Source organism: Streptomyces sp. NPDC057137 (assembly GCF_042670825.1).
GTDB lineage: Bacteria > Actinomycetota > Actinomycetes > Streptomycetales > Streptomycetaceae > Streptomyces.
The window spans coordinates 94,473-113,914 of record NZ_JBHUUW010000012.1; the positions used below are offsets into that span (position 1 = coordinate 94,473).

The 19,442-nt window shown below is 70.8% G+C and carries 16 protein-coding genes; 8 read left to right on the forward strand and 8 right to left on the reverse strand.

The window, feature by feature from the left end:
• The coding region (locus ACFT9I_RS13250) for a tetratricopeptide repeat protein (protein ID WP_382563670.1) at positions 1 to 1,512 on the reverse strand (1,512 nt) is incomplete at its 3' end.
• A 2,329-nt stretch (positions 1,513 to 3,841) separates the two neighbouring features.
• Between ACFT9I_RS13250 and ACFT9I_RS13255 the strand changes: the two genes are divergently transcribed.
• Complete coding sequence (locus ACFT9I_RS13255; RefSeq protein ID WP_382563672.1) at positions 3,842 to 4,183, forward strand: winged helix-turn-helix transcriptional regulator; 342 nt, start codon at positions 3,842 to 3,844, stop codon at positions 4,181 to 4,183.
• A 2-nt stretch (positions 4,184 to 4,185) separates the two neighbouring features.
• Here the strand turns inward: ACFT9I_RS13255 and ACFT9I_RS13260 are convergent, their stop codons facing one another.
• Complete coding sequence (locus ACFT9I_RS13260; RefSeq protein WP_382563674.1) at positions 4,186 to 5,373, reverse strand: hypothetical protein; 1,188 nt, start codon at positions 5,371 to 5,373, stop codon at positions 4,186 to 4,188.
• A 135-nt stretch (positions 5,374 to 5,508) separates the two neighbouring features.
• Between ACFT9I_RS13260 and ACFT9I_RS13265 the strand changes: the two genes are divergently transcribed.
• Complete coding sequence (locus ACFT9I_RS13265) at positions 5,509 to 6,387, forward strand: alpha/beta fold hydrolase (RefSeq protein WP_382563676.1); 879 nt, start codon at positions 5,509 to 5,511, stop codon at positions 6,385 to 6,387.
• Positions 6,388 to 6,439: 52 nt separating this feature from the next.
• Here the strand turns inward: ACFT9I_RS13265 and ACFT9I_RS13270 are convergent, their stop codons facing one another.
• The gene (locus ACFT9I_RS13270; RefSeq protein WP_382563678.1) at positions 6,440 to 7,237 is read right to left on the reverse strand and encodes a class I SAM-dependent methyltransferase; all 798 of its coding nucleotides are present in this window, start codon (positions 7,235 to 7,237) and stop codon (positions 6,440 to 6,442) included.
• A 310-nt stretch (positions 7,238 to 7,547) separates the two neighbouring features.
• Here ACFT9I_RS13270 and ACFT9I_RS13275 point away from each other — a divergent pair, with 310 nt between their 5' ends.
• Together ACFT9I_RS13275 and ACFT9I_RS13280 are read left to right on the forward strand one after the other, a co-directional pair.
• The gene (locus ACFT9I_RS13275) at positions 7,548 to 8,753 is read left to right on the forward strand and encodes a sensor histidine kinase (RefSeq protein ID WP_382563797.1); all 1,206 of its coding nucleotides are present in this window, start codon (positions 7,548 to 7,550) and stop codon (positions 8,751 to 8,753) included.
• Positions 8,750 to 9,400, forward strand: a complete 651-nt coding sequence (locus tag ACFT9I_RS13280; protein WP_382563680.1) for a response regulator — start codon at positions 8,750 to 8,752, stop codon at positions 9,398 to 9,400. Before ACFT9I_RS13275 ends, ACFT9I_RS13280 begins: the two co-directional genes overlap by 4 nt.
• A 10-nt stretch (positions 9,401 to 9,410) precedes the next feature.
• On the opposite strand, the gene ACFT9I_RS13285 is transcribed toward ACFT9I_RS13280, so the two are convergent.
• Both ACFT9I_RS13285 and ACFT9I_RS13290 read right to left on the reverse strand, forming a co-directional pair.
• On the reverse strand, positions 9,411 to 9,800 hold the full coding sequence (locus ACFT9I_RS13285) for an Imm1 family immunity protein (RefSeq protein WP_382563682.1): 390 nt from the start codon (positions 9,798 to 9,800) through the stop codon (positions 9,411 to 9,413).
• Positions 9,801 to 9,814: 14 nt separating this feature from the next.
• The gene (locus ACFT9I_RS13290; RefSeq protein WP_382563684.1) at positions 9,815 to 13,036 is read right to left on the reverse strand and encodes a BTAD domain-containing putative transcriptional regulator; all 3,222 of its coding nucleotides are present in this window, start codon (positions 13,034 to 13,036) and stop codon (positions 9,815 to 9,817) included.
• A 149-nt stretch (positions 13,037 to 13,185) separates the two neighbouring features.
• On the opposite strand from ACFT9I_RS13290, the gene ACFT9I_RS13295 reads away from it, so the two are divergent.
• Both ACFT9I_RS13295 and ACFT9I_RS13300 read left to right on the forward strand, forming a co-directional pair.
• Positions 13,186 to 14,076 carry an NAD(P)-dependent oxidoreductase gene (locus tag ACFT9I_RS13295; protein ID WP_382563686.1) on the forward strand — a complete coding sequence of 297 codons (891 nt, stop codon included), beginning with the start codon at positions 13,186 to 13,188 and terminating at the stop codon, positions 14,074 to 14,076.
• Between the two features lie 224 nt (positions 14,077 to 14,300).
• Entirely contained in the window at positions 14,301 to 14,909 is a 609-nt protein-coding gene (locus ACFT9I_RS13300) for a restriction endonuclease (RefSeq protein ID WP_382563688.1), read from the forward strand.
• 47 nt (positions 14,910 to 14,956) lie between these two features.
• Here ACFT9I_RS13300 and ACFT9I_RS13305 read toward each other — a convergent pair whose 3' ends face one another.
• The 3 genes from ACFT9I_RS13305 to katG all read right to left on the reverse strand — a co-directional run bounded on the left by ACFT9I_RS13305 (position 14,957) and on the right by katG (position 18,045).
• Positions 14,957 to 15,100: a hypothetical protein gene (locus ACFT9I_RS13305; RefSeq protein WP_382563689.1), complete on the reverse strand. Its 144-nt coding sequence runs from the start codon at positions 15,098 to 15,100 to the stop codon at positions 14,957 to 14,959.
• Between the two features lie 152 nt (positions 15,101 to 15,252).
• Positions 15,253 to 15,639, reverse strand: a complete 387-nt coding sequence (locus tag ACFT9I_RS13310) for a hypothetical protein (RefSeq protein ID WP_382563691.1) — start codon at positions 15,637 to 15,639, stop codon at positions 15,253 to 15,255.
• 174 nt (positions 15,640 to 15,813) lie between these two features.
• Entirely contained in the window at positions 15,814 to 18,045 is a 2,232-nt protein-coding gene (katG, locus tag ACFT9I_RS13315; protein WP_382563693.1) for a catalase/peroxidase HPI, read from the reverse strand.
• 205 nt (positions 18,046 to 18,250) lie between these two features.
• On the opposite strand from katG, the gene ACFT9I_RS13320 reads away from it, so the two are divergent.
• On the forward strand, positions 18,251 to 18,670 hold the full coding sequence (locus tag ACFT9I_RS13320; protein ID WP_382563694.1) for a Fur family transcriptional regulator: 420 nt from the start codon (positions 18,251 to 18,253) through the stop codon (positions 18,668 to 18,670).
• A gap of 227 nt (positions 18,671 to 18,897) precedes the next feature.
• The gene (locus ACFT9I_RS13325; RefSeq protein WP_382563696.1) at positions 18,898 to 19,206 is read left to right on the forward strand and encodes a hypothetical protein; all 309 of its coding nucleotides are present in this window, start codon (positions 18,898 to 18,900) and stop codon (positions 19,204 to 19,206) included.
• Positions 19,207 to 19,442: the final 236 nt, after the last annotated feature.

Genomic DNA, 19,442 nt, shown 5'->3' on the forward strand with positions numbered 1-19,442 from the left:
GTTGGCAAGGCTGCTGCGAGCGGAGAGTGTGTCTGGGTGGTCGCGTCCTAGAATCCGTTCACGGTCGGCCAGAACCTGTTCTCGCAGATCGAGAGCCTCTTGGATACGCCCGGCGTCGCCGTAGGAGTTGGCAAGGCTGTGGCGAACGCCGAGGGAATTGGGATGGTCGCGACCGTGGAGATCATCACTGCGATGAACGGTGCCCAAATTGTATTCGACTGCCTGGTTGTAGAGGCCCGCCGAGGCGAGGCTGACGCTGACTCGGTGGATGCACCAGTGGGTGGTGGGCTGCCACAGGGCCGGGCGAGTGTGCTGGTCGAGGCGAATGGTGTTCGCGCGCAGCGCTGCCGACAGTTCCCGGTCCTCGTGGTCGAGGTCGGGCCAGAGACTGAGGATGGCGTCGGCTGCGGCGCGGGCGATGTCGGGGAGGGTGTCCGGCGGGATGGTCTCACGGATGGCGCGGGCGGTCAGTGCGTGCATTCGCACTGGTCCGGTGTCGGTGTCCTGGGCGATGAGGGCGTAGGTGCGCAGGCATTCGAGTGCGCTGCGGATATCCGGTTCGGTGACGACCGGGTGGTGCCGGCGCATGCGGCGGCGACGTGAGGGGCGTGTGGTGCGCAGGTGGTCCAGTGCGGGGGGTGTGGTCCACAGCGCGACGGGGTGGCCAAGAGGGTCCACGACGGAGGCAAGTCGCAGGAGAGGCAGGGCGAGGCCGTTGGCGTGGGCCTCCTCAACAGCATCGAGGGAGATCAGCAGAGCGGTGGTGACAGGGCGTCCGTAGCCTTCGGTGTCCGCGCTCGGCGGGAGTAGATCCCCGAGTCTGCTGCCGGCGTCCCGGAGAAGTGCGAGGTAGTTGCTCATCGTGCGGCGGGTGTTGATGAGGTAGGCGGCGGCATGGCCGAGAGCCAGCGGGAGATGCCCGAGTTCGGCGGCGAGTTCATCCGCCAGGTCGGGGTCGTAGAGCTGAGGGCGGCCGGCGTCGGCGAGACGGCGGCGCAGATACGCCCGTGCCTCCTCCTCGCCGTAGAGGCCGAGAGAGACGAGGGTACGGCCCTGCCCGCTGAGAAGGGCGTCGTCACGCCGGGTAGTGGCCAGCACCCAGCCGTTACGAGAGCGGTCCGGCCACCACGCCTCTATAGCCTCCGGGTTGGTGATGTCGTCCAGCACCACCAGCCACCGTCGGTCCGTGGTGGCAAGCCACTTGAGGAACACCCGCGCCGCCGCGCCGCTGTCGTCGGAGGAACCACCGGGAAGCTTCAGCTGGTCGGCCGCTTCCGCGTAGGCGGTGATGATCTGGTCGGGCTCGGTAGCCTTCGCCCACACCAGAATATCCAGTCCTTCTTCTGCGGAGCGTTCCTGGTCCCGCAATTCCCGTGCCAGGGACGCCGCAAGTTGGCTCTTCCCCACACCGCCGTCCCCCGACAGCACCACCTCACTGCCTCTGGAACGCGCTCTCTCGGCTTCCAGGCGCACGCCGGTACGCGGTTGGAATGCGGCCGCGAGACGCGGCATACTTCCCACCCACACCGGCCATTCCACGGTTGGCACGGGCACTGGGGGAGAGTAGACGTTCATGTTCCCAGCGACCTGAGTGAGATGTCCCTGTGACTCCGCCTGCTGCTGGGTCCGACGCTTTCCCGTATTTTCCACCACTGGGTCAGCCCCCCGCTCAGGTACGATTCCCGCCAACCTGATCGATGTCACCACTTCCGTCACCGCGAGCCTTCTGCCGGACATCCTCACGTGCCGCACTACGCACCCCGGCGCCCTGGCTGCCACCCGTCTGCTGGATGTTGCCCCGCCCGCGTGCAGACTGTCGGATCCGACTCGCCCCGCCGGGCCCGCCCCCACTGGCCTGGGACGCCCACCAGCCCAACGCGGCGAGAACCCCCGCTGCGGTCACACCGGACACCGGACCGATCACGTCCCAGGGATCATCGCCACCGTCCGACACCACTGCCCACGGGACCGCCACGACAAAGAACGCCGTAGCTGACCCAACCACCGCCACTAACCATCGCAACACAGCCTGCACACCCATCCCCAACTCAAAATATGTTCAATACGCTTTGAAATTACTCATAGTGACACGCTGCCACCTACCCCGACCGAAAGAACCCGAAAGTCCACCGAACCTCCACGCCTGCCTAGTTCACACCACCCCGAGAGGCCCCGAAGAGCCTCACACCCACCTACGTGCACTCAGCAGAATTTGAACCGGCAACCTTCTGATTCGTGGCGCCAGACGGATCGGTTGCTGAGCATAATCCAGCCGCTCGAAGCCAGCAGCCACGCCGGTGAATAGTCCGACCGCACTTCCCTGTTCATCGCCTACCGCTTCTTGCGGATCTTGAGCTTCTTCGCCTTGGCTTCCTTCTCCTTGCGCTGCGCGACCCCATACGCCGACCAGGGGCCTTGGTGCTTCGCGCATCGAGGCTTACACGTAGAGCCAGCGTTGGGGGAGGCGTATCCGCGACGAACGGAAGCATTCCTCAAGCGCCCCCCACCTCCGAGGGCGGCGGGCACTGTTCCATGACCGCCCAAGTCTGTTGTGAGCGACCTCGATTGATCGTTTTTGCGGTGAAGGCGTACGTCCGTTCGGGGGCGGGTGCGGAGCTCGGCCCGACATTCGGCACCGTCCGGTATCACTGCGGTTTGTGATCAAGAACCTGTTGCGCGGTCTTGCGCTCTCCGCTGTCCTCATTCCCCTTCTCTCCGCCACGCCGGCCCAGGCCGACGTTCTCCCCCTGGGCGTCGAAGGGGACGCAGGCCAACTGGGCTTGGGGTCTCGCCACTCAGGGTCGGGTACCGCCCGATAGTGTCTGTCTTCCGCTCAGAGCGGCTTGATCCGGCCGACCAGGTGCGACCCCCGACGCGGCTGCCGCGGCTGCTCGTAGAGACGTGGAACTTGAACTCACGGGTGTCTCCAGGGGGGAACGCAGTCCTGCATGTGCGACCCGGGGTTCCTGAGATCTTCAGCGACACTGATGAGGATCTCCAGGTCGTAGATTCATCCATTGCCGACCCTGCGATGCGTGACCTTCTCCAGCTGGTTGACGCTGCGGAGAAAGAGCAGGATGTGAGGCGATGGGAGCGCATGGTGCCTGGCTTGGACGGCGTGGTCGAATCGCTGGACAAATTCGACCTGTCCAGGGACATGCGCTGGTTCAGTCTGGATGGAGCGGTTAGGTCATCGTACCTATCGAGGCGAGGGAGGGATTACGTCCGAAGTCACCGTCGTACAGAGGTGCAGAAAACCAAGGTGGGCACCACTGGCCGGATCGCTGAGATTCGGGAATCAGGGGTCGCTAAGATCAAGACCGGCATTTCAAGAACCTCTTCTGCGTACGAAGTCCGTGTGGACTCACTCCGAAGCGCCTGTCGGGATGCACTTGGAACTCGGCATGACCGTCTCATTCGTAGTCGAGGTGGCCCGAAAGACGGACAGGCTCGGTCGCGTTTTTAGTGGTGCATGGCTTTGCGATCCAGTGGGTTATGCGGGTCGTCGAATCGCGTGTGACAGGTGGGGCATAGGGAAATCAGGTTCAGTTTCGCGCGACCGGCGTGGCCGGGGAGCGCGCGGCGTCGGTCCACGGCGAACAGCGCTTCGCCTTCGGCCAGTTCGAGCAGCGCGCCTGTGCTGGCCGTTGTGGTGGTGCGGTAGACCGTCGGGGCCTCGGCCTGTTGCCACCGGTAGTCACTGGTACGGAAGTTCTTACCGCTGCGGGTGATGGTCCGTTCGATGGTGACCGCCGGAGCGGGGCCGGTCCCGACGCCGACCGCTCCCTTCGGACGACAGGGAAGACCCGGTTACCGAAGGGGTGCCGGGCGGGACCCCGACATGTTCGACCCGGTCTGCCCGTCCACGCTCTCCCCGATCCGCTTCGGCGACAAATGGGCCGACCTGATCATCCGCTGCCTCGAACGGGGCCCGCGCCGCTTCTCGGAGCTGCGGATCCCTCTGCGTGGCATCACCGCGAAGGTGCTCACGCAGTCGCTCCGCGCCCTGGAACGCGACGGTTTGATCGCCCGCAGGGCCCACCCCGGGCCGGTACGCCGCGTCGACTACGCCCTCACCCCACTGGGCCGCAGCCTCCTCGTCCCGATGAACGCGGCGTGCGCCTGGACGGGGGAGCACTGGGACGAACTGCTGGACGCGCGGGAGGCGTCGGCGGGCGCTTGAGATCAGAGTCCCAGGTGTACGGGGTTCTCCGTCGCCCACCGAACCAGCGCCGTCGCCGCCCCCTGCATGCCGCCGTGGCCGAAGCGCTCCGTCAGGGACCGGGCGCTGCCCGGTACGAGGCCGAGGCCGGCCGTGGACTTGGCCACTTGGTCCGCCAGCCGGTCCCGCAGGGTCGGCAGGGAACCGGCGGACGAGAGGTGGCGCACCACGTCCACGATCGCCTTCGTCAGCGCCTCCGGGGTGGCCGGCGGCGGTGTGTCGTAGTCGGCGGGGCCGCCCACGTCCGGCCAGTCCAGCCGGGCGTCGCAGTAGCCGTGTTCGGTGAGGAGGCGGGCCTGGAGGTGGTGGGTCTCGTTCGCGGACGGCAGCCACAGCGTCGGTACGCCGGTCGCCGCCGCGTCGTAGATGTTGCCGAGGCCCGGCGTCATGCACGCGTACGCGGCGCCGCTCATCAGGTCGAGCACGGTGTCGCGGTCGGCGGTACGGACGGCGGGGTCGCCGAGCGCCTCGGCGACGCCGCGGCTCGTCGTGACGACGACCGGCCGGCCGGCGGGCTGCGCGGACCGTACGGCGTCCAGCATCAGCCGCGCGTACGCGGCGGCGTCGGACGGCTGCCAGTACGGGTTCTGCAGACCGCCCAGGTTGAGCAGGACGTGCCGGTCCCGGTCGGTCCCCGGGCGCTCGGGGCGCCAGATCTGCCGGGGCGGCAGGAGCGGGATGATCGGCGGCACGATCACGGCGTTCCGCCGGAGCGCCGCGTCCGCCGCGATCCGCTCGCGGACCCCGAAGAAGTCCTGCGCGATGTACAGCGCGGCGTCCCCGGCGACCGCCGGGATCTCGGGCCAGAACCAGGTGAGCGCGTCGTACACCGCCACGTTCAGCCCCGCGCGGCGGGCCAGTTCGGCCTCGGCGAAGTCCATGGCCGTGACGAACAGGTCGTAGCGGGGCGCCAGCCGGCGCAGCGACGCCAGCCGTTCGTCGTCGGACAGGCCGGTGGTCCCGTACACCGCGTGATACGGCGGCCGGTGCTGGAGGTCGAGCGTGTGCCCGCCGCCGAAGTACGCCAACTCGTCGCAGAACGGGGCCAGCTCGCGGGCGAGGATCGCCGTCGCGGCCGGTGGCCCGAAGCCGAAGGGCTGGGCGTTCAGCAGGAGGCGCGGCCTGGCCGCGCCGCCGGTGTCGTCTGCCATGTCGGGCCACTCCCCGGGGAACGGATCGGTGCGATCAGCGCGGTTGTCGCTCCCGGCGCACGATACTGGACCTGGCTACTCTGGGTGAAAATTCGATGACACAGCGGCGTTACGCCGCTTCTGGTCTGGAGCGCGATGGACACCGTGAACACCGAGACCGAGACCCCGACCGAAACCCCGACCGAGAGCGCGGTCGTCGTCGGCACGCTGGCCGTGCCCGGCGCGGTCCTGCGCTACGAGGTACGCGGCAGCGGACCGCTCCTGCTGCTCCTGAGCGGCGGTGCCTCCGACGCCGCCGTCTTCGGCCGCCTCGCCGCCCACCTCGCTGTCGACCACCGCGTCCTCACCCTCGACCCGCGCGGCAACTCCCGCAGCCCGCTCGACGGCCCCCCGGTCGACCAGCGCATCGAGGTCCACGCCGACGACGCGGAACGCCTGCTCGACCTGGTGGCCGCCCCCGACGAGCCGGTCCAGGTCTTCGGCAGCTGCTCGGGCGGCCTCATCGCCCTCCAGCTCGCGCTGCGCCTCGCCGGCCGGCGCCCGGACCGGATCGCCGCGCTGGTCGTGCACGAACCGCCCGCCTTCGGGCTGTTGCCGGACGCCGTGGAGCGGCTGGCCTTCATCGACACCGTCCACGCCACGTACCGCGGCGAGGGGGTCCCGGCGGCGATGGAGCAGTTCAGCGCGATCTTCGGCGGCAGCCCCGCGCCGGTGCTGCCCGAGGCGAACGACAACACCGAATTCTTCCTCGCCCATGTGATGCGGCCGTTCACGCGTTTCGTCCCCGACTTCGCCGCGCTCGCCCCGCTGACCGGGCGCGTCGTGGTGGCCGGCGGCGAGGTCTCGCGTACGTACGACGTGCACCGCCCGGCCGTCGCTCTCGCGGAGCGCCTCGGCAAGGAGCTGGTGATGTTCCCCGGCGGCCATGTCGGTTACGCGAAGTGGCCGGACGAATTCGGCCGGCTCCTGCGGGAGGTGCTGGGCGAGGTACTGGCCGAGCCGGTGCGGCGCTGACAGCAGGCGGACGGGGCGCTGACAGCCGCTGACAAGGCGGTACGTAGGGCTGTCAGCGGTCGTTGGCCGGCTCCGGGCGGTTGTGGGTGACGCGGATCTTCGACTGGCCGTGGGGCAGGTCCTCCCAGTCGGTCATGAAGCGGGCCGTCAGGCCGTGTTGTTCCGCGAGCGCGATCAGCGTCTCCGTGCGGTAGTAGAAGTCCTCCCGCAGCACCTGGTGTTCCTTGCCCTCCGTGCGGTCGAAGGTGAAGTCGAACCAGCCGCCCGGCGCCAGCACCCGGCCGACATGGGCCAGGCACTCGTCGATCACCGGGAGCGGTGAGTGCGAGAAGACGCTGTGGGCGTGGATCACGTCGAAGTGGGCGTCGGGGAGGAAGCTCAGCTTCAGGTCGCGGACGGGGGTGAGCGTGGGGAGGCGGGCCTGGAGGCCGTGGCGGACCAGGGTGTCCTGGGCGGCGGCGAGTATGTCGGGGGAGATGTCGACGCCGTAGTAGTGGCCCGGCTCCAGGTGGCCGATGAACCGCCAGCCCGCGCGGAGGTTGCCGCAGCCGATCTCCAGCATGCGGTGGCCGGGGCGCAGGCCGTGGCCGATGAGGTAGTCGAACTGCATCGATCCGAGGGCCAGCCACCGTTCGTGGCTGCGGCTGCCGACCGCCGCGTCCGGGTCGGCGCGGGTGTCGGAGCGCATCACCGCGCGGTAGTACGCGATGTGGTCCGGCCAGCGGTGGCGCAGCCAGGTGTCGCGGGCCGCGCGGGCCAGATAGCGGGGCGCCCGGTCGGGGTGGCGGAGCGCGTAGGCGACGCGGTGGCCGAGGGCGGCGCGGTTGACGGTGAGGTTCTTGGCGGGCATGTCTCGGGTCCCTTGTACGGAGGCGGAGGCGGCGGTTGGGGGTCGGCTGGGGGGCGGATGGGGCGTTGTCATCAGCCTCGGGGCCGGCCGGGCGCCGGGGTACGGCGAACCGGCCCCGGTTCGCGAGCGGTACGGGCGACAGCCGTGTCAACCGATCGGCTGATGCGGGACGGTGGCGGGCACGTTAGGACTGGTGGTGGTGACCGCGAGCGGAGACGTGTGGCGGAGGCGTGTGGCGGAGGCGTTGAGGGAGCGAGTGACAGTGACGACGACGAGTGCCGATCCCGACCGGCGGTGGCTCACGGCCGTGATGGACGCCGCGTTCGTGCTGCTCCTGGGCGCCTCGCTGGCCCGCTATCTGATCCGGCACGAGGGCGCGACGCACGTCGGCTGGGTCGTCGGGCTGTTCGTGGTGTTCGGGGGGCTCTATCTCCTCGGACGTTTCCTGGCGCCCGCGCCGCTCTCCGGTACGCGGCCCGATGCCCGCTACATGGCCTGGGTGGGGGCGGTGCTGGCGGTCTGGGCCGTGCTGCTCGCGCTCGCGCCGAGCGCCGCGTGGTGCGCGATGCCGCTTCTCTTCACCGGTCTGCACACCCTGTCGACACGGACGGCGGTGTCGCTCGCCACCGTACTGACCCTGCTGGTCGTGGCGTCCAAACTGCGTTTCGCGCAAGGTGAGTTCGACCCCAACGCGGTGCTCGCCCCGCCGGCCGTCGCCGCGGTCGGGACCGCCGTACTGATCCACCTCAAACGCCAGGCCGCCCGGCAGCGCGCGCTGATCGACGACCTGGTCCGTACGCGCCGCGATCTCGCCGCCACCGAGCGCCGGGCCGGAATCCTGGCGGAGCGGCAGCGGCTGTCCACGGAGATCCACGACACCCTCGCGCAGGGCCTGTCCAGCCAGCAGATGCTGCTCCAGGCCGCCGAACGGGTCTGGCACGCGGACCCGGACGCGGCGCGTGGACATATGCGGGACGCGGGGGAGATCGCGTCCCGCAGCCTCGCCGAGGCGCGCCGGTTCGTGCACGACCTGGCCCCGGCCGACCTGGCCGAGCGCACGCTCGTCCCGGCACTAGGCGCGCTCGCCGACCGCGAGAGCGGCGCGGAACTGACCGTGGTGTTCCGGCTGGACGGCACTCCGGGGCCGCTGCCGGAACGGGTGGAGGCGGCGCTGCTGCGCATCGCGCAGGGCGCGTTGGCCAACGTACGCGAGCACGCCGGGGCGACGCGGGCCGCGCTGACCCTGACCTGTCTGGACGACCAGATCTCGCTGGACGTCGCCGACGACGGCCGCGGCTTCACGCCCACGCCCACTACCACTTCCGCTTCCGCTTCCGCTCCCGCTTCCGCTCCCGTGGCGGCCCGCCCGGGGCGCGGGCACGGGCTGCCCGCCATGCGCGTACGGGCACGGCAGTTGGGCGGCACGCTCACCGTGGAGTCCGAGCCGGGCGAGGGCACGGTGGTGTCGGCGGCCGTACCCCTCGCACTCAGCACGTCGGAAAAGGGCGCGTCATGACAACTCCCGTACGGCTCCTGCTCTGTGACGACCACGCGGTCGTACGCGCCGGCCTGCGCGCGCTGTTGTCCAGCACCGACGGCATCGAGGTGGTCGGCGAGGCGGGCAGTGGCGAGGAGGCGCTGGCGACGGCCGCGCGCGTACGGCCCGACGTCGTACTCATGGACCTCCAACTCGGCGACGGCATGGACGGCGTGGCGGCCACCAGGCGACTGCTCGCGGACGAGGCGTACGGGCCGGCGGCCGGGGGCCTGCCGCGCGTGCTGGTGCTCACGATGTTCGACACGGACGCCGACATCACCCGCGCCGTCGAGGCGGGCGCCACGGGGTACCTGCTCAAGGCGGAGCAGCCGGACGAACTCTTCGCCGCCATCCGCGGCGCGGCAGCGGGCCGCACCGCGCTCTCGGCCCCCATCGCGGACCGCGTCCTGGCCCAACTGCGCAGCCCGCGCCCCACCTTGTCCGAACGGGAACTGGACATACTCCAGCAGTTGGCGCGCGGCCTGGGCAACCGCGACATCGCCCGCGCGCTGTTCATCAGCGAGGCGACGGTGAAGACCCATCTGGGCCGTATCTACGGCAAGTTGGGGGTCGACACGCGGTCGGGGGCGGTGGCACTGGCGAAGGAGCAGCGGTTGCTCCCTTGAGCGATTGTGTTCAGCGGTCGACCGTCCACGCCACATCGGCCGGCGGCCCGCCCGTGGCGAGGATGTGGCGGACGATCCGAAGCGCCTCACCGAGGGGCACGGTGTCCTCATCGGGATACGTGTCGCTCTGCCCGTTCGCCAGGACGAACCCGTCGCTCTCCGCATCGGCGCCCGGATCCGTGGCGTGCCCGCCCGGGTCCCCCTCGCCGTCGAGGAGCATGACCATCGCGCGCTCGGTGTTGCTGATGACGGCCAGCAACCGGCCGTCCGAAGCGGCCAGCCACGACTCAAGAACCCCGCTCGCGATCCTGCTCCGGAGCTGATCGACCGCCGCGTCGGGCGTCACCGGCCCATCGGAGCCGTCCGCGAACGCCCACGACTCGGCCTCGGTCACTGTCACGGCCTCGCTCCCTGTCACGCCGTCGCCAGAGCCCGTGCGTCGGTCAGGTCCAGCAGCGCGCCCCGCTCGAACTCCGCGTCGAAGCCCGCCGCCCCTGCCGTCCCCGCCACCCCCGCCGACCCCAGCGCCTCGCGCGCCACGGCCGTGACGCGGTCCACGTCCCGGCGTTCGGCGGGCGGCAGCGGGGCGCCGACGGAGTCCCTGGCAGCCGCCGCCGCGCCCAGCAGCCTCGCGGCGTCCCCGTACCGGCCGGCCGCGGCCCGCGCGCCGGCCAGCCCCTCCACCGCCAGGGCCACGGCCCTGGGGTCGCCGAGTTCGTACGCGGCGTCGAAGCCCTCCAGGTGCAGGGTCCGGGCGGTCTCCGCGTCGCCGCGCAGTTCGGCGACGAAGCCTAGTTCCGCCAGCGCCAGCGTGCTGCCGGGGCCGTAACCCACCTCGCGGAACCAGGCGAGCAGCCCGCGCATATGGCGCTCGGCCCGGTCGTAATCGCCCTCCTGGCGTGCGCCGAGTCCGAGCCCGAGTTCGGCGTCGACCTGTCCGGACCTGGAGTTCTGTTCGCGCGCCAGCTTGAGGGCGCGCTCGTGGAACGCACGGGCCCGCGCGTGATCGCCCGTGAGGAGATGGATCCTGCCCAGACCGCACAGCCGCTTGGCGGCCTCGGTCCACAGCCCGAGCTGTTCGGCGATGGCCAGCCCGTCGCGCTGGAGGCGGGCGGCGTGCTCGTAGTCGCCGGTGATCTGGCTCAGCGCCGCCAGCGGGAACACGGTCTGGAGCCGTCCCCAGCGGTCGCCGGTCTCATCGAAGAGGCGCGCGCTCCGTTCGCCGTCGCGCCGGACGGCGTCGAGGTCGCCGCGGGCCATCGCGTGCCGGGCCCGTACGCTCAGCGCCGCCGCCGTCCCCCAGGTGTCGCCGATGGCGTGGAACGCGTCCAGGGACCGGTTCACCAGGCTCTCCCCGATGGTCACGTCACCGGATCCCATCTGCGCGAAGCCCAGGAACCACAGGGCGGTTGCCCGGTCGAGGGGGTCTTCGATGCCGTCGATCCCCTCCGTGCTGTCCCCGGGGCCGCTGGGCTCGCCCTGCAGCAGGCAGATACCCGCCCGCCACGCCGTGGCCAGGGCGCGATCGGGTGTGAGTACGGGTACGGCCGCGAGCGCCGCGTCCAGGAAGCGGCGGGCCTCCGCCGGTCGGCCGCGCAGCACCCAGTACCAGGCCAGCGCGTTCACCGTACGCAACGCCCGTTCGCCCGCCCCGTGCCGTACGGCGAAATCGAGCGCACCCCGCAGGTTGGCCGCCTCCGCGTCCAGGCGCTCCAGCCAGTGCCGTTGCTCGGGCCCCCGCAGCAACGGCCCGGCGTGGCGGGCCAGTTCGGCGTAGTACTGGCTGTGCCGCTCCCGTACGGTGTCGAACTCGCCCGCCGCCCGGAGCTGTTCGACGCAGTACTCCTTGACCGACTCCAGCAGCCGGTAGCGGGGACCCTCCGGCCGGTCGGACAGCACGACCAGGGACCGTTCCACCAGGCGGGCGAGCAGTTCGAAGACGTCGGTGGACCGCACATCGCCCCCCGCGCAGACCGCCTCGGCCGCCGCCAGGGCGCAACTCCCGCTGTGGACCGCCAGTCTGCGCAGTACGACGCGCTCGGCGTCCGTCAGCAGACCCCAACTCCAGTCGATCACCGCCCGAAGGGTCCGCTGTCGGTCGGGGGCGTTCCGCGGCCCGACGGCCAGGAGTTCGAACCGGTCGTCCAGCCGGGCGACAAGACCGTGCACGCCTATGGTCCGCACGCGCGACGCGGCGAGTTCCAGTGCCAGCGGGATGCCGTCGAGGCGGCGGCACAGCTCGGCGACGGCGCGCGAGTCGTCCTCGCTCCCCGCCCCGGCCCTGGCCCCGGCACGGGCGGTGAACAGCGCGACCGCGCTCGGGAGGGGGAGCGGCGGTACCGGCCACACCTGTTCGCCGCTGATGGCGAGCGGCTCCTGACTGGTCGTCAGGACAGTCAGGCCGGGCGCGTCAGGGAGCAGCGTGGCGGTCAGCTCGGCGACCGGATCCACGACGTGCTCGCAGTTGTCCAGGACGAGCAGCAACCGCCGGTCGCGCAGCGCGCCGGCCAGCCGGCGGGCCAGCGAAAGTGCCCCGCCCGCCCCGCCCGCTCCGTCTCCCTCCTGGATGTCCAGGACTCTCATGACGGCCTCGGCCACCGCGTGCACCACGTCGGGATCGGCCGCAGGACCCGGCGACGGCGCGAGCGCGGCCAGTTCCACGAGCCAGACGCCGTCGGGGTACGCGTCGGAGGACCGCCGGGCGACCTCCACGGCCAGCCGGGTCTTGCCGACCCCGCCGGGGCCGGTGAGGGTGATCAGCCGGGAGGCGCCGAGCAGGTCGCGCACGCTCGCAGCGGCCTCGTCCCGGCCGACGATCTCGGTGAGGGGGGTGGGCAGGTTCGTACGGACGGAGCGTACGGAGCGGGAGGGGCGGGCGTCGGCCACCGCCAAGTCCTGCCGCAGCACGCCCTGTTGGAGGGCGACCAGTTCGCGGCCGGGCTCCAGGCCCAGCTCGTCGGAGAGCCGCCGCCGAAGGTCCTCGAAACTCTCCAGCGCCTCGGTCTGGCGCCCCGCGCCGTACAGTGCGCGCAGGTGCAGGGCGCGCAGCCGTTCCCGCAGCGGATGGGCGGCGACCAGGCCGCCGAGTTCACCGGCCAGTTCCGCGTGCAGGCCCAACTCCAGCCGTACCTCGGCCTGTTCCTCCAGCGCCGTCAGCCGTGCCTCCGCCAGGCGGTTGATCTCCGCGAGGGCGAACGGCTCCCCGGCAAAGTCCGCGAACGCCTCTCCCCGCCAGAGCCCCAGCGCCTCGGCCAGCAGCTCCGCCTTCGTACGGGGTACGGCCTCGGCCCGCGCCCGGTCCAGCAGCGCGGTGAACCTGCCCGCGTCGACGGCGTCGGGACCGGTCCGCAGGAGATACCCCGAAGCCCCGGCGCCAGAGACCACCAGACCCCGCCCGCCCGGCTCGGCGCGCTCCAGCGCGCGGCGCAGCTGAGAGACCTTCCCCTGCAACGTGTTGGCGGGATCGTCCGGCAGCGCGGACCCCCACAACTCGTCCACCAGCCGGCCGACGGACACGGCACGCCCCGGATCGACCAGCAGGTGGGCGAGCAGCGCGCGGACTTTCGCGCCGGGGATCTGAACGGGGTCGCCGTCCGCCGTCCACACGGCCAGCGGACCGAGCACCCCGAATCGCATACGAGCCACCCTACGGGCGGCGGCCGGCCGGTGGACGGCCGACCGACAGTGGACCGGCAGTCGATCGACAGCCCGACTCGACAGAGTTCCTCCCATCGCACCGGACGAACCCATCGCACCGACCGCGGAACACAAACAGGAGGAACCCCATGACCACCGAGCCCGCACAGCAGCCGACCGTCAGCGTCACCGTCATCGGCCTCGGCAACCTGGGCCGCGTGCTGGCCGCCGCCTTCCTCGAACAGGGCTACCGCACCACGGTCTGGAACCGCTCCCCGGCCAAGGCCGACGACCTGGTCGCCAGAGGCGCGAACCGGGCGGCGACGGCCGCCGAAGCCGTCGCGGCGGGGGAACTCGTCATCGTCTGCGTGCTGGACTACGACACCGTACGACAGGTCCTGACGCCCGCCGCCGACGCGCTCCGGGGCCGGACGCTGATCAACCTCACCTCCGGAACCCCGGAGCCCGCGCGGGAGTTGGCGGCGTGGGTGACGGGACAGGGCGCCGAGTATCTGGACGGGGCGGTCTACGCCGTACCGCAGACGATCGGCACGCCGGACGCGTTCGTCCTCTACAGCGGCTCGTCGGCCGTCTTCGAGACGTACCGCGAGCAACTGAACCTCCTGGGCGCCCCCACCTTCGTCGGCACCGACCCGGGCCAGGCATCGCTCTACGACATCGCGCTGCTCAGCGGCATGTACGGCATGTTCGCGGGCTTCTTCCAGTCGGTCGCGATCGCCGATTCGGCGCAGGTCAAGGCCACGGACATCACCGGCCTCCTGGTCCCCTGGCTGAACGCGGCCGCCGCGGCGCTGCCCGGCTTCGCCGCCGAGATCGACTCCGGCGACTACACGACGGCGACGTCCAACCTCGAAATCAACGCGGTGGGCCTGACCAACATGCTGACGGCCACCAAGGCGCAGGGCGTCGGGGTGGACCTGCTGACCCCTCTCCAGACCCTCTTCGAGCGCCAGATCGCCCAGGGCCACGGGGCGGAGAGCCTCTCCCGGGCGATCGAGTCACTCCGATCCTCGCGCTGACGCCCACCGGTGTGGCCGAGAGGGGCCTCTTTCGCTCCGCGTACCCCCCGACCAGACTTCCCCGGGGGTACGGGCGGATACGGGCGGAGACCGGGGGACGTATGGCGAGGAAACGCGGGAGCAAGCGCAAGCGCGTGTCGGCCGCACGGAGTCGGAGGCGGAGACGCTACGAGGCCCGGCGGAAGGGCCTGTTGGGGGCCGGAGGCTCAGGGCTCCTCGCGCTCGTGACGTTCTGGTCCGACGTCTGGCCGTACGTCGTCGGCGCGGCCGTGCTCGGTGGAGCCGGCGGCGTGGCCTGGTGGCTGCATCGCACGGACCGGCTGGTGCGCGGCCGGGACCGGCGGTGGCGGGAGCAGGACGCGATCCGGGTCGGCCGGCTGTCGCTGGCGGAGGTGGACGCGATGAGCTGGCAGGAGTTCGAGCGGTACGTCGCCGAACTCTGCCGGCGCGACGGCTGTACGGACGTCGAAGTCAGCGGCCGGTCCGGGGATCTGGGGGCCGACGTGATCGGGAGGCTGCCCGACGGCCGCCGACTGGTCGTCCAGTGCAAGCACTACGCCCCGCACCGCTATGTGCCGAGCGGCGACATGCAGAAGTTCGTCGGCACGGCGTGGCTCCACCACGAGGCGGACGTGGCGGTGTTCGCGGCGACCTGCCCGTTCAGCAGGGACGCCCTCGCCCTCGCCGTCCGCCACGGCATCCTCGCCGTCCACCGCGATCTGCTGGGCCAGTGGAACACCGGCACCTCGCTCCAGGAACTGCTCCCACTGAACGGCACCGGCCAGGGCGACCGCGCGCACCGCAGGCGCTGGAAGGACACGTACGGGAACTGACGGACTGACACCCCATCAATCACCGTGCGCGAACAGGGGGTTGAACGTCAGCGCTTCTTGGTCTTCCGCTTCTGCCGCGGCGTCCATCCGCCCCGGTGCGTCTGACAGCGGGAGTAGCCGATCATCGCCGGCCGCTGGCACGGCTTGCCGCTGACGGTCTGGGTCGATCCGCACTTGACCTGCTTGCCCATACGTCCTCCCGGAATCGCGGGCAGTACGCCGAGCGTCAATCGTCCCCGGGCGGTGCCGGTCACGGAAGGCGAAGAGCGTCCCGTATCCCGCCATCCCCGGCATTCGTCCGATTCGCGGCCCCCTGGCGACCGGTTCCCGCCGTCGGCGCCACTCACCGCGCCCCGGCGGCGTCCCCCCTGGCGCGGAACTCGTCCAGCAGGTCGAAGAACATCTCGATGGCGGGCCTGCCGGCCCTCTCCGCCGCCCGCTCGATCTCCGCCGACCAGGTCAGGGAGCTTTCGTCCGGCATGCCCGGCCGGGTCAACAGCCAGTCGGCGAACGGGGCCTGGCCCCTGGGGCCCCAGAAGTCGAGGGGTTCTTCCACACCGTGGATGGTCAGTGCCACTCGATACCCGGACAGCATCGAGTCGAGGTGGGCCAGTGAACCACCCCGCACCCACATGCCCGGACGCAGCCGGACCTCCTCCAAGAAGGCGTACACGTCCGGCAGTTCGGCGAGCGGTCTCAGTGGGCCTCGGGGGTTCTCCGTCTCGGTCATAGCGGCACCCTATCGACGGCCGGACGGGCGGCCGGGGCCTCGGGACCACAGCCGCCGGATCCCGGACCGCCCCCATGTCTGGGCGGCGTACGCGCACGCGGGCACGTGAACGCGAAACGGCCAGGCCGGCCCGTAGGGACCGACCTGGCCGTCATCATCGGCCGACCGAAATGATCAGACGAGGTCGAACCGGTCCAGGTTCGCGACCTTCGTCCACGCCGCGACGAAGTCGTTCACGAACTTCTCCTTCGCGTCGTCGCTCGCGTAGACCTCGGCCACCGCGCGCAGCTCGGAGTTCGACCCGAAGACGAGGTCGGTCCGGCTGCCGGTCCACTTGACCTCGCCGGTGGCGGAGTCGCGGCCCTCGAACGTGTTCGCGTCCTCGGACGTCGCCTTCCACGTCGTACCCAGGTCGAGCAGGTTGACGAAGAAGTCGTTGGTCAGCGACCCGGGGGTCGCCGTGAGGACACCGAGCGACGACTCCTGGTAGTTGGCGCCCAGGACGCGGAGGCCACCCACGAGGACCGTCAGCTCGGGGGCGCTCAGGGTCAGCAGGTTCGCCCGGTCGATCAGCAGGAACTCGGCGGGCAGCCGCTGGCCCTTCCCGAGGTAGTTGCGGAATCCGTCGGCGGCCGGCTCAAGGGCGGCGAACGACTCCACGTCCGTCTGCTCCTGCGTCGCGTCGGCGCGGCCCGGCGTGAAGGGGACCTCGACGTCGAAGCCGGCGGTCTTGGCGGCCTGTTCGACAGCGGCGGACCCGGCGAGCACGATCAGGTCGGCGAGCGAGACCCGCTTTCCGCCGTTCGGGCCGGAGTTGAAGGTCTCCTGGATGCCTTCGAGGGTGCGGAGCACCACCGCGAGCCGGTCGGGGTCGTTGGCCTCCCAGCCGCTCTGCGGTTCGAGGCGGATACGCGCGCCGTTGGCGCCGCCGCGCTTGTCGCTGCCGCGGAAGGTCGAGGCGGACGCCCAGGCGGTGGACACGAGCTGGGACACCGACAGGCCCGAGGCGAGGATCTGCTCCTTGAGGGAGGCGATGTCCTCGGCGTCGACCAGCTCGTCCGTAACGGCGGGGAGCGGGTCCTGCCAGACCAGCGTCTCGGCCGGGACCTCCGGGCCGAGGTAGCGCACGATCGGGCCCATGTCACGGTGCGTCAGCTTGAACCACGCGCGGGCGAAGGCGTCCGCGAACTCCGCGGGGTTCGCGAGGAATCGCCGCGAGATCTGCTCGTACGCCGGGTCGACGCGCAGCGCGAGGTCGGTGGTGAGCATCGTCGGCGCGTGGCTCTTCGACGCGTCGTGGGCGTCGGGTACGGAGCCGGCACCGCCGCCGTCCTTCGGCCGCCACTGGTTGGCGCCGGCGGGGCTGGTGAACAGCTCCCACTCGTAGCCGTACAGGATCTCCAGGAAGCTGTTGTCCCAGGTGATCGGGGTGTTCGTCCAGATGCCCTCAAGGCCGCTGGTGATGGTGTCGCCGCCCTTGCCGGTGCCGAAGCTGTTCTTCCAGCCGAAGCCCTGCTGCTCGATCGGGGCGGCCTCGGGGTCGTCGCCGACGTTGTCCGCCGGGCCCGCGCCGTGGGTCTTGCCGAAGGTGTGGCCGCCGGCGATGAGCGCGACCGTCTCCTCGTCGTTCATCGCCATCCGGCGGAAGGTCTCGCGGATGTCGCGGGCCGAGGCGATCGGGTCGGGGCTGCCGTTCGGGCCTTCGGGGTTGACGTAGATGAGGCCCATCTGGACCGCGCCGAGGGGGCTCTCCAGCTCACGGTCACCGGTGTAGCGCTCGTCGCCGAGCCAGGTGGTCTCGGGACCCCAGTAGACGTCCTCCTCGGGCTCCCAGACGTCCGGGCGACCGCCGGCGAAGCCGAAGGTGTCGAAGCCCATCGTCTCCAGGGCGACGTTGCCGGCGAGGATCATCAGGTCGGCCCACGACAGGCTCTGGCCGTACTTCTTCTTCACCGGCCACAGCAGTCGGCGGGCCTTGTCGAGGTTTCCGTTGTCCGGCCAGCTGTTGAGGGGGGCGAAGCGCTGCTGACCGGCACCGGCGCCGCCGCGGCCGTCGCTGATGCGGTACGTGCCCGCGCTGTGCCAGGCCATCCGGATGATGAAGGGGCCGTAGTGGCCGAAGTCGGCGGGCCACCAGTCCTGCGAGGTCGTCAGCACCTCCGCGATGTCCTGCTTCACGGCGGGCAGGTCGAGGGAGGTGAACGCCGCGGCGTAGTCGAACTCCTCACCGAGGGGGTTGGCCACGGCGGGGTTCTTGGCGAGGATCTTGAGGTTGAGCCGTTCGGGCCACCACTCGCGGTTTCCGCCGCCTTGGGTCGGGTGCGGGGCCCGCCCGTGTGCGACGGGGCAGCCGCCTTCACCCTCCGACTTCGCGTCTACGACGATTGCATCATGGTTCTCAGACATGGGAATCCTTCCGGACCAGGCGGATTACGGTACTCAGTCGGTACTCGGCGGTACGCGGGCGGTACTCAGGCGGCCGGAACCGATCCTACGATGGACAGAGTCCAAGTCAAGAAGCGAACTAAAAGTATATTCAGTGGGATTCAGCAAAAATCCGGACATCCATGGGCGAACCTCGGGTGTCCCGAACCTGAACAGGTGAACCGACATGAGTGACCTGCTGGAGCGGCTGCGCGGGCGTGGCTGGCGGATGACCTCCCAGCGCCGGGTCGTCGCCCAGGTCCTCGACGGCGATCACGTACATCTCACGGCCGACGAGGTGCACACCCTCGCGGCGCGGCTGCTGCCCGAGATCTCCCGGGCGACGGTCTACAACACCTTGGGCGAACTGGTCTCCATCGGCGAGGTCATGGAGGTCTCCGCCGAGGGCCGCGCCATGCGCTACGACCCCAACGCGCACCACCCGCACCAGCACTTGGTGTGTTCCGGCTGCGGCACCATCCGGGACGTCCACCCCACCGGCGATCCACTGGCCGGTCTGCCGGCGGGGGAGCGGTTCGGGTTCACGGTGTCCGAGGTCGAGGTCACGTATCGCGGGCTCTGTCCGTCCTGTGTGAAGAAAATCTGACACTGCACAATTTTCCTCCACCTCGCTAGCGTCAGCGGCACCTGGGACTCCGGGAGCACCAGGGACGTCGGCGGTGGTCGCGGCACCGCCCCGTGCGCAGCGCCGTCTCGGCCCCCCGTCACCCCCTTGTGAGGAAAGCCATGTCGACCCCACTCCAGTCAACCGAACCGGCCGACTCAGCCGACTCTGCCGAGTCAACCGAACCGGCAGCCCGCACGGGCCGACGTGTGCCCCTGCCGGTGGCCATCTCCGCCTGGGCGGTTCCCCTCATGGTGCTCGGCGGCTTCGCCCTGGTGTCGATCGTCCCGGTCACGATCGCGCTGGTCGGCGCTCTCCGCGGCGTCCCCGACCGAGCCGTTCGTCTGGCGGCGGCACTCGTCGCCGTCATGTTCGCGATCCCGCTCGTCGTATGGCTGACGCGGCCCGACGGCGCGGAGAGCCTGACCAAGGACATGCATCCCGGGTTCCTCGGGCTGATCGTCGCCGCGTCGGCCGCGCTTCTTTTCACCATCCACCGTCCCCGCGCCGCGAGTTGAGCGGAGTCCGCGGCCCAGGCCGTCCGTTCGAATCTGAAGATCAGTCCCGCCGCTTTCCTCACCACAGACGTCCCGCCGGGGTGCCGACAAGGCACCCCGGCGTCGTCATGTCCGGGCGCCGTCGGCGCTCCCCGACCCACGCCGGCGATCACCGGCGGCTGTCCACGGGTGGCTGTCCAACGGCGGCTGTTCACCTGGACGCCGTTCCGCGCTCGCTCGCAGGTGGCACGATCCTG